The sequence below is a fragment of the Burkholderia sp. L27(2015) genome (assembly GCF_009765705.1).
GTDB lineage: Bacteria > Pseudomonadota > Gammaproteobacteria > Burkholderiales > Burkholderiaceae > LMUX01.
In genome coordinates, this window is sequence record NZ_LMUX01000008.1 from 248,567 (window position 1) to 255,991 (window position 7,425).

Consider the following 7,425-nt stretch of genomic DNA (forward strand, 5'->3'; position numbering starts at 1 on the left):
GCCGCTAAGTTGCCCCTAATCCGCTACTAAGTGCCACTAAGCGGCCACTTAGCCACCGTTGAGCCGCTCAAGGCAGCTCAAACGTACTGGCGTAGGCCAAGGTGGCGACACAGCCGCTGTTCGGCAAGAAAATCGCGCGCGTATTGCATCGCGTCTTCCATACGATCGAATTTGGCGAGCGGCTTTTTGCGGTCGCGCTGAGTGACTTGCCACCGGCCGTCCGGACCGCGTAGTACCCGGTAGACCTGAGTATCTTCAAATTCTGTGTTCATTACGCCTCCCGCTTTACCCAATGAGCCCTACGAACCCGATAAATGAGATCGAGCCAATTAGACGAGTAAACGCGCGGACCGGTCATTTATTCCCTGACATCTGCATTTCTATTCGTTACAGCGGAATCGGGGCGCAAAAAAGCCGGCAAAAGCCGGCTTGTGAACGCTGCAAGCACTGTAGGCAGTCCGTAAATTTTGCTCATGACTTGGCCGTAGCAAGCCCTGGGCAGCTCAGCGCCTTAGTGCCTTAGTGCCTTAGTGCCTTAGTGCCTTAGTGCCTCAGCTCCTTCAGGATTCCACGTCTTCCAGGCTGAAGGTCTCGGCCTGATCGTTATACGAGAAGATTTCCGCATATCGGCCCCAATTGATGACGGCGTCCAGCGTCTCCTCGGCTGCGTTGTCCGACAGAAAATCCTCGAGTTCCTGTTCGAAGCGCACCCGCGGCGCCCGATGCCCGGGCCGCTCGTTGAGCACCCGGCGTATCCGTGCCGCCAGCGGCACCGAGCGCACCAGATGCTCGGCAAACATCAGCTTGCGCTCCTGGGTGCCGTATTCGGCGAACACCTTGCCGGGCTGCGTCAGCAAGATATCGCCTTCCTGCACGTCGGCAAAGCCGAGGTGTTGCAGCATTTCCGCGACCGGAAACAGATCGTCGACCTCCAGATGCAGGGTTCGGGCAATTTCGGGCAAGTCGGCCTTGCCGTTGTAGGGCGCCATGGCAAGCGTTTCGATCAAACCGGCCATCAGGTTGGTCGACACGGCCGGCAACCAGGTGCCCAGCTCCAATTCCTTGCGCACGCCGCCCGTGGTGGCGCGTGCCGTCATACGTGCGTAAATATCGTCGACCAGCCGGCGAAACGCCGGGTCCAGCCGGTTGCGCGGGTGCGCGAACGGCACCTGGATCTCGGCGATCACGCGCCCCGGATTGGACGACAGCACCAGGATCCGATCGCACATAAACACCGCTTCCTCGATGTTATGCGTAACGATCAGCACTGATTTGATCTTCAGGCGCCGTTCGTTCCACAGATCGAGCAAGTCGGTACGCAGCGTCTCGGCGGTCAGCACGTCGAGCGCGGAGAACGGCTCGTCCATCAACAGCAAAGTGGGATCGACCACCAGGGCGCGGGCGAAACCCACGCGCTGGCGCATCCCGCCCGACAACTCGCGCGGATAGGCGTTTTCAAAGCCGTCGAGCCCGATCAAGTCGATCGCGGCAAGCGAGCGCTCACGGCGTTCGCGCGGGTTGACACCGAGCGCTTCGAGTCCGGCCTCGACGTTTTGCAGCACCGTCAGCCACGGAAACAGGGCGAAGGTCTGGAACACCATCGCCACCCCTTCGGCCGGACCGTCCAGTGGTTCGCCCTTATACGTCACGGAGCCGCCGGTGGGTTGGATCAGGCCGGCAATGATACGCAGCAGCGTCGATTTGCCGGACCCCGAACGTCCCAGCAGGCCGACGATCTCGCCTTCTTTCAGGACCAGGTTGGCATCGTCGAGCACCAGCAATTCGCCCTGCGACTTGTTAAAGCCGCGCCGGACGTGTTCGACACGCATGATTTCAGTGCTTGCGATCGCTTCAGGATTTTGCATGATGTGCTTTCAGTTACGGTTCGAACTCGAATAGTTAGCGGGTGACCGCTTAGTAGGTGACCGATCAGGCAGCGCCGCCTGCGCGCTCAGTCCATGCGCAGCTTGGCATCGGCGTAAGCGTACATCGGACGCCACAACAGCCGGTTGAACAAGGTGACGAAGAGCGACATCACCGCGATCCCCAAGATGATTTTAGGGAAATCGCCTGCCGCCGTGGTCTGCGCGATGTAGGCGCCCAGCCCATGGGCCACCACTTTGTCGTTACCCCAGGACACTGCCTCCGAAACGATACTGGCGTTCCACGCGCCGCCCGAGGCGGTGATCGCACCGGTTACGTAATACGGGAAGATGCCCGGTAAGATGATCTTGCGCCACCACTGCCAGCCGCGAATCCGGAAGTTGGCGGCCGCTTCCTTGAAGTCGTTGGGGAACGCCGATGCGCCGGCGATCACATTGAACAGGATGTACCACTGGGTGCCCAGCACGATCAACGGCGACAGCCAGATATCGGCATTCAGGTGGAATTTGACGATGACGACGACAAAAACCGGGAACAGCAAATTAGCCGGAAACGCCGCGAGGAACTGCGCGATGGGCTGGATTTTCTGCGCCAGCGCCGGCCGCAGGCCGATCATCACGCCCAGCGGCACCCAGATGACCGACGCCACCAGAATCAGCAATAACACGCGTATCAGCGTAAATACGCCGAGTAAGAGCACATGACCGACTTCGGGCAAATTCACCCCGGTGCGCACGTAGGTAACGACGCGAAACACCACATATACGGTCATCAGCAAGATAAGCACTGCCCAGATCGCATCCGCCACTCTGGACGGCTTGCGTCGAGCACGAGCAGGCCGGGCAACCGCACTCGTGGCGTTTGCGATGGTCGGCATACGCACCGGAACGCGCGCCGTAGTCGCCAGTATCCAGCCCATCGGCTTGAGCAATTGGTTGATCAGCCGGGTGCGCCGAATCAGATCGAGCAGCCAGGATTCAGGCGCGCTCGCCGACGCGGTGTTCTCCATGCGGAATTTATCGGCCCATGCGACCAGCGGGCGAAACAGCAACTGGTCATACGCTAGAATCACCAGCGACATGACCAGGATCACGTAGCCCACCGCGCCGAGGTTGCGCTGCTCAATGGCCGCGGCCAGATAAGAGCCGATACCAGGCAAGGTGATAGTGTTGTTGCCGACCGTGATGGCTTCGGATGCGACCACGAAAAACCAGCCGCCCGACATCGACATCATCATGTTCCAGATCAGCCCGGGCAGCGAAAACGGTACCTCAAGCTTCCAGAAACGCTGCCAGCCGGTCAGGTGAAAGCTGCGCGAGACTTCCTGCAAATCGCGCGGCACGGTGCGCAGCGACTGGTAGAAGCTGAACGTCATGTTCCAGGCCTGGCTGGTGAAAATCGCGAAGATGGCCGCACATTCGGCACCGGCTACTCGGCCCGGGAACAAGGCGATAAAGAACGTGACCGTGAACGAGATGTAGCCGAGCACCGGTACCGACTGCAAAATATCCAGAATCGGCACCAGCACTTTCTCGGCCCGTCGGCTTTTGGCGGCCAGCGTGCCATACCCTAACGTGAAAATCAGCGAAGCGACCATCGCGGCCAGCATGCGCAGCGTCGTGCGCAGCGCGTATTCGGGCAGCATCGACGGCGAAAGCGAAATAGCCTGGGTTTTCAGCACCGAAATCGGCGCCATGGTTTCGTGGTAACCGACAGCCGCCATCGCAATCAAGCAAATAATCAGAGGAAACGCGATGAAATCCCATCGATTGGGCAAAAGCCGCCATGCAGAGGCATTGAAAGAGGGGCTGAGGATATTCAGACGCATGAAGCGACTCCAACACGGGCAGCAGGGTAAAAAGAAACGGGTAAGCGAATGATGTCCAGGGCGCTAGTGCGCGGCACTCATCCGGTTCACCGATCAACAATGGCGCTGCTCGAGAAAAAATGCCAATAAGACATTTTTGCGACGTCCCGACACTACTACAACCTACGTGACAGACACAACCTTCCCGACACAATCGGGGCGTCAAACCGCGCCGAATTCGCGATAGCTTGGCTTACATGCAACATTGGGCAAGCGCGAGGACGCGCGGGCACGACCGTGGGTACTACCGCAGGTACTTCTGCTGGTGCTTCTGCTGGTGCTTCTGCTGGTGCTTCCGCTGGTACGTCCGCTGGTACGTCATTACGCACGGAGCAAGCACTACAGGTATCATGCAGTTTCCTAGACTGCATGCCACAGGAGGTCTCATGAAGGGCAACCTTGTTATCGTTTGCCGCGATCCGGACGCAGACGCCTTCGACAGCATCATGTCCGAATACGGAGCATTCCAGATCAAACTTTCGTCGACCACCTGGTATCTGAAGCTGGACGTGACGCCGGAACTGATCCAGGAAGAGATTTTGGCGCGCCTGGGCCGCTACACCACGCATTACATCTTCGAAGCCGGCTCGGTCACGTTCAATACGGTCGATGCCGACGCCGCGACCGCGCTGAACTCGCTATTTTCGGTTTAATTTCGATTTTTGTGGTGCGGCTCAGCGCTGCCGCCCTGCCGTGTAGACCGATTCTGGCTGTCTATCGTGCTGACGGCGCTCGGCAGTCACCGTCTGAGCACGACGAAGTGGAGATCAATCGGGGAAAGTCAGCAGCACATTGAGGCCGCCCGCGGTGCGGTTCTCGATGGTGCAATCGCCACCGACACGACGTGCCAATCGATCGACAATCGCAAGTCCGAGGCCGCTATGGCCATTGCCCCCGCGCGCCGGATCGAGCCGCACAAACGGCCGCGTCGCGTTGCGCAGATCGTCCGGCGAGATGCCGGGGCCACGATCGCTCACCGTGAGCTGCCAGCGCTTATCGTAGCGCCCGCCGCCGATCTTTGCGGTCGCGATCGTGATGGGCGGTGCCCCATACACTGTGGCGTTGTCCAGCAGATTGGACAGCAAACGGTCCAGCGTCGCAATCGGCAGCAGGAACTCGGGGCCGGCGCGCAAATCGAGCACGATGTGGTCGGCACCCCCATGTTCCTGGCGGTAATTGCGCGACAGCCATTCGCAACGCTCATCCACGCCCACCGGCATGCTCTCGTCGCCACGATCGTGCGCAAACACCAGGAACTGGTCGACGATATGCGACAGCGAATCGACGTCGCGCACCACACCGTCGCGCAGCTTGACCTCGTCCATCATTTCCGCGCGCAGCCGCAAGCGCGCCAGCGGCGTCTTGAGGTCGTGCGCAACGCCTGCGAGCATGATCTGACGATAGCTCTCGGCCTGGGAAATATCGTTCACCATCTGGTTGAACCCGCGCGTCAGTTGACGCAGTTCGTGTGGCCCACGCTCCGGCACCGGTGGCACCTGTTCGCCGCGGCCAAGCCGCGCAACCGCGCTGACCAGCGTCTGCAAGGGCCGCTGGAGTTGCCAGGCCGCAAACAACGCGGACAGCACCGCCGAGAGAAAGATCAACACCAGCCAGATGACCATCCGGTCGATCGAGCGGGCCGGCGGCATGGGCTGCATCGGCAATACAATCCAGTGATCGCTACCGGGGCGCAGCACCCAAATGCGCGGTGGCGGCGAGTCCATGCTGGAGAAGCGAATTTCGCTGCCAGGCGGCAGCCGATCGCGTAGATCGTTTTCGAAACGCTGGAGGCCGCGGTGCTCATCGAGGTTCCCCGCGCGGGGCACCAGCGGCGAATCGACACTGACGAGCCTCACGCGCGATGGCAGCGGCTGATTGGGATTGACGGCCTGATGTTGTTCGATCGCATCGACAAGGAAGACGACTTCCTCGGTCGCATAGCGTGTCTGTGTCTGGCTGCGTTCGAAACGCACCAGCTCATACCAGGCAAAGTGAGCCACCAGCAGTACACATACCACCAGCAACGCCAGACGCCCAAAAAGCGAATCAACCGGCCGAAGTTTCATGGCTGCCGTCGGGGACGAACACGTAACCGCGACCCCTTACGGTCTGGATGAAACGCGGCACTGACGGGTCGATTTCCAGGATCCGGCGCAAACGCCACACCTGTACGTCGATGCCACGGTCGGTGCCATCGTATTCCGGGCCGTGCAGCAATTCGAGCAAGCGCTCGCGGGTCAACGTGCGCAGTGCGTAGTTGACGAAAATCTTCAGGAGCGCGAATTCGCTGCCCGAGAGCTGAACCGGCTCGCCTTCCTGCAACAGCGAACGGGTCTGGAAATCGAGCACGAAGCGGCCGAACGTATAGGGTTCGCGTTGCTCAGGCGCGGCGCTGGGCACCGTGCGGCGACGGCGCAGGACGGCCTGGATGCGCGCCAGCAGTTCACGCGGGTTGAAGGGCTTGCCGAGATAATCGTCCGCGCCGAGCTCGAGACCGACGATACGATCGACATCGTCCGCGCGTGCGGTCAGCATGATCACGGGGATATCGTCACCGGTTGCGCGCAAATGGCGCAGCGCCGTCAAGCCGTCCACGCCGGGCATCATCAGGTCCAGCACGATCAGGTCGGGGCGTTCGAGTTCAAGGCGTCGCTCAAGGGTCGCCGCGCCATGCAGCACCGAAACCTCGATGCCCTGGCGGGTCAGGTAGTCGCGCAACAGGTCGCGCAGCTCGGGGTCGTCGTCAATAATGAGTATTTGGGTAGCCATAGCTCGCAGTTTATCTTGTACCGTTGCCGCAGTCAGTTTCTAAGGAGGTTAGACAATGCAAGCGGCGTTACCACGTATTACGCACACGCGGCCGCGTAATTGCTGGTAAACATCCGTACTTTTTCGTAACCCGGGATGCCAGGGTCGTGCCCTAAGCTTCCAATCAGCCAATCCCGGCATGAATCTAGGAGTCCGTATGTCACGCCTCACTCGCAACTTATCTTTGAGCGCTATTGCGGCAACGCTGCTTAGCGTCTCCACGGCTTATGCGGCAGCCGGCGATACGCCGCCCCCGGGCGGCCATGCTCATCACGGCGGCTCGATGATGCAGCACAACCTCGACAAGATCCACAGCCAGTTAAACCTGAACGCCAGCCAGGAACAACTGTGGCAAACGGCGTTGAGCACCATGAAGGCCGATCGCCAGCAAGAACGTGCATTGCACAAGCAGGCGAAACAGCAAATGGAGGGCTTGATGCAAGCGCCGGTGCTCGACATGCACGCACTGCAAGCCCAGCACGAGCAAACCCAGAGCCAGTCACAGCAGTTGCGCGCCCATACTCAAGCCGCGTGGCTGAATGTGTATGACGCGCTGGATCAGACGCAAAAAGCAACAGTAAGCAGCGCCCTCAAGGCGCAATGGCAGCGCATGGCGAAACGTCACGCCCAATGGGAGCATCATGGCAATGCGGCTCCTGCGCCGAAGTAGTCAATAGGTTCGGCCTCTCCCGAACGGCGTCGCCACTTAGTGGCGCCCGTTTCGGGCGGCAAGCGCTTCGGCGCTTTGCGCAATTGCTAGCGACTACTATTTAGTACCGATTTGCCGCGCGCCTCCCCGCTTTCCCCGCTTTCCCCGCTTTCCCCGCTTTCCCCGCTTTCCCCGCTTTCCCCGCTTTCCCCGCTTT

6 protein-coding genes and 1 pseudogene are annotated in these 7,425 nt (G+C 60.3%); 2 read left to right on the top strand and 5 right to left on the bottom strand.

Translation table 11 applies throughout. The features are described 5' to 3' along the window. Positions 1 to 77: 77 nt before the first annotated feature. The 3 genes and pseudogenes from GSQ77_RS04160 to GSQ77_RS04170 form a co-directional block, all read right to left on the bottom strand. Positions 78 to 272, bottom strand: coding sequence for a DUF2188 domain-containing protein (locus tag GSQ77_RS04160; protein ID WP_158899326.1), 195 nt, complete (start codon positions 270 to 272; stop codon positions 78 to 80). A gap of 288 nt (positions 273 to 560) precedes the next feature. Continuing rightward, positions 561 to 1,835 (bottom strand): annotated as a pseudogene (locus GSQ77_RS04165) (AAA-associated domain-containing protein); the annotation flags it as partial. A 116-nt stretch (positions 1,836 to 1,951) separates the two neighbouring features. Next, positions 1,952 to 3,712 (bottom strand): ABC transporter permease subunit, encoded by a 1,761-nt coding sequence (locus GSQ77_RS04170; protein ID WP_158899330.1) that lies wholly within the window; start codon positions 3,710 to 3,712, stop codon positions 1,952 to 1,954. A 425-nt stretch (positions 3,713 to 4,137) separates the two neighbouring features. Between GSQ77_RS04170 and GSQ77_RS04175 the strand changes: the two genes are divergently transcribed. Further along, positions 4,138 to 4,404, top strand: coding sequence for a hypothetical protein (locus GSQ77_RS04175; RefSeq protein WP_158899332.1), 267 nt, complete (start codon positions 4,138 to 4,140; stop codon positions 4,402 to 4,404). Positions 4,405 to 4,518: 114 nt separating this feature from the next. On the opposite strand, the gene GSQ77_RS04180 is transcribed toward GSQ77_RS04175, so the two are convergent. Beyond that, positions 4,519 to 5,817 (bottom strand): ATP-binding protein, encoded by a 1,299-nt coding sequence (locus tag GSQ77_RS04180; protein WP_158899334.1) that lies wholly within the window; start codon positions 5,815 to 5,817, stop codon positions 4,519 to 4,521. Then, positions 5,798 to 6,520 carry a response regulator gene (locus tag GSQ77_RS04185; protein ID WP_158899336.1) on the bottom strand — a complete coding sequence of 241 codons (723 nt, stop codon included), beginning with the start codon at positions 6,518 to 6,520 and terminating at the stop codon, positions 5,798 to 5,800. Before GSQ77_RS04185 ends, GSQ77_RS04180 begins: the two co-directional genes overlap by 20 nt. A gap of 196 nt (positions 6,521 to 6,716) precedes the next feature. On the opposite strand from GSQ77_RS04185, the gene GSQ77_RS04190 reads away from it, so the two are divergent. Next, on the top strand, positions 6,717 to 7,229 hold the full coding sequence (locus GSQ77_RS04190; protein WP_158899338.1) for a Spy/CpxP family protein refolding chaperone: 513 nt from the start codon (positions 6,717 to 6,719) through the stop codon (positions 7,227 to 7,229). The last annotated feature ends 196 nt before the right edge of the window (positions 7,230 to 7,425 follow it).